The organism is Streptomyces sp. NPDC051219 (assembly GCF_040682335.1).
Taxonomy (GTDB): domain Bacteria; phylum Actinomycetota; class Actinomycetes; order Streptomycetales; family Streptomycetaceae; genus Streptomyces.
The window spans coordinates 1-1,148 of record NZ_JBFBAS010000095.1 but is presented as its reverse complement, the minus strand read 5'-3'; the positions used below and the strand labels follow the sequence as shown (position 1 = coordinate 1,148).

At 68.2% G+C, this 1,148-nt stretch carries 2 protein-coding genes; both read right to left on the bottom strand.

What is annotated here, in order from left to right; all coding sequences use genetic code 11:
- Window positions 1–11: 11 nt before the first annotated feature.
- Window positions 12–548: a transposase gene (locus AB0M62_RS34870; protein ID WP_366078337.1), complete on the bottom strand. Its 537-nt coding sequence runs from the start codon at window positions 546–548 to the stop codon at window positions 12–14.
- Entirely contained in the window at window positions 545–1,084 is a 540-nt protein-coding gene (locus tag AB0M62_RS34865; RefSeq protein WP_366078336.1) for a winged helix-turn-helix domain-containing protein, read from the bottom strand. The genes AB0M62_RS34870 and AB0M62_RS34865 overlap by 4 nt, the downstream gene beginning before the upstream one ends.
- Window positions 1,085–1,148 lie beyond the last annotated feature (64 nt).

The window sequence follows — 1,148 nt, the reverse complement described above, 5'->3', positions numbered from 1 at the left end:
TACTGAGGATTTCAGGGTGGGGTCGGTGGGTTGAAAGCCAGGCCGGTGGCGGTGAGGCAGCCGTCGATGAGGTGGGGTCTGAGTTGGATTCTGCGTAACTCGCGGCGGAGTTTGCGGTCGAGGTCGTCGGGGGTGTCGAAGGCGGTGTTGGCCGTGGCTCTGCGCACGAGTGACCAGACGGCTTCAACCGGGTTCAGGTCTGGTGCGTATGCCGGGAGGCGGATGGTGGTGAGCCAGTCGTGTTCGGCCTCATACCGCTTCAGCCCGGCGGCCAGGTGGGTGTTGAGATTGTCCCAGACCACCACGATGGGGCCGCCGAGCTGGATATGGGCCCTCACTAGCAGGTCGCGATAGTCCTGCCAGGAGAAGCTCTTGCGGGCGCCCTTGAGCAGGAGATGGTTGCGGGGGCGGTGGATGAGGCGGCTCTTCTCGCCGGGTTTGTAGCAGCACAGGGCGGCGACCGAGGTCCGGCGGCGGGAGCGGCCGCGGACGCGGATGACGGGGGTGTGTCCGCGCCGGCCCCAGGTGCGGGCGCGGGGCGGCGTCATGGAGAATCCGGCTTCGTCCTCGAAGACGATCCAGCCCCCACACGCCGCCGCGAGGCTTTTACCCGCGGCCACACCTCCTTCTTCCACAGCTCCACCGCGTGCTCGTCACGCTCGAGTGCTCTGCGGGCAGGGGCCTGCCAGGACCAGCCATGCCGTTTCAGCAGCCGCCACACCGTCGGCACCGACAGACTCACCCGCAGCCGACGGCGGATCATCGTCTGGACCCGGGCAAGCGTCCACCGCTCATCGTCGAAGCCCTGCGCCGACGGGCCCTTGCTGAGTTCTTCCTCCAGCGCGGCGAACTGGGCATCGGTGATGGTCGGGGAGTTCGCCGGGCCCGCGGAGCGCAAGGCCTCCACGCCGCCCTCGCGCCAGGCACGACGCCAGCGTTCCACCGACCGCACACTCACCCGCAGGTCCTTCGCGATCACCGCGGTCTTCTCGCCCGCCGCGAACCGCACGCCGGCTTGAAGCCTGATCCCCTCACGAAACGCCCGACGCTCAGCGGTCAGGCCCCCACCCTCCGGATAACGCATACCACCGGCATACCGCAGGGATCATGAACCGTCACTCCCCGACGACAACCCGCAAAGCTCAGTA

Bases quoted from the DNA above. Each gene is read 5' to 3' on its own strand.
- AB0M62_RS34870 (WP_366078337.1), bottom strand. From the start codon at position 548: ATGACGCCGCCCCGCGCCCGCACCTGGGGCCGGCGCGGACACACCCCC.
- AB0M62_RS34865 (WP_366078336.1), bottom strand. From the start codon at position 1,084: ATGCGTTATCCGGAGGGTGGGGGCCTGACCGCTGAGCGTCGGGCGTTT.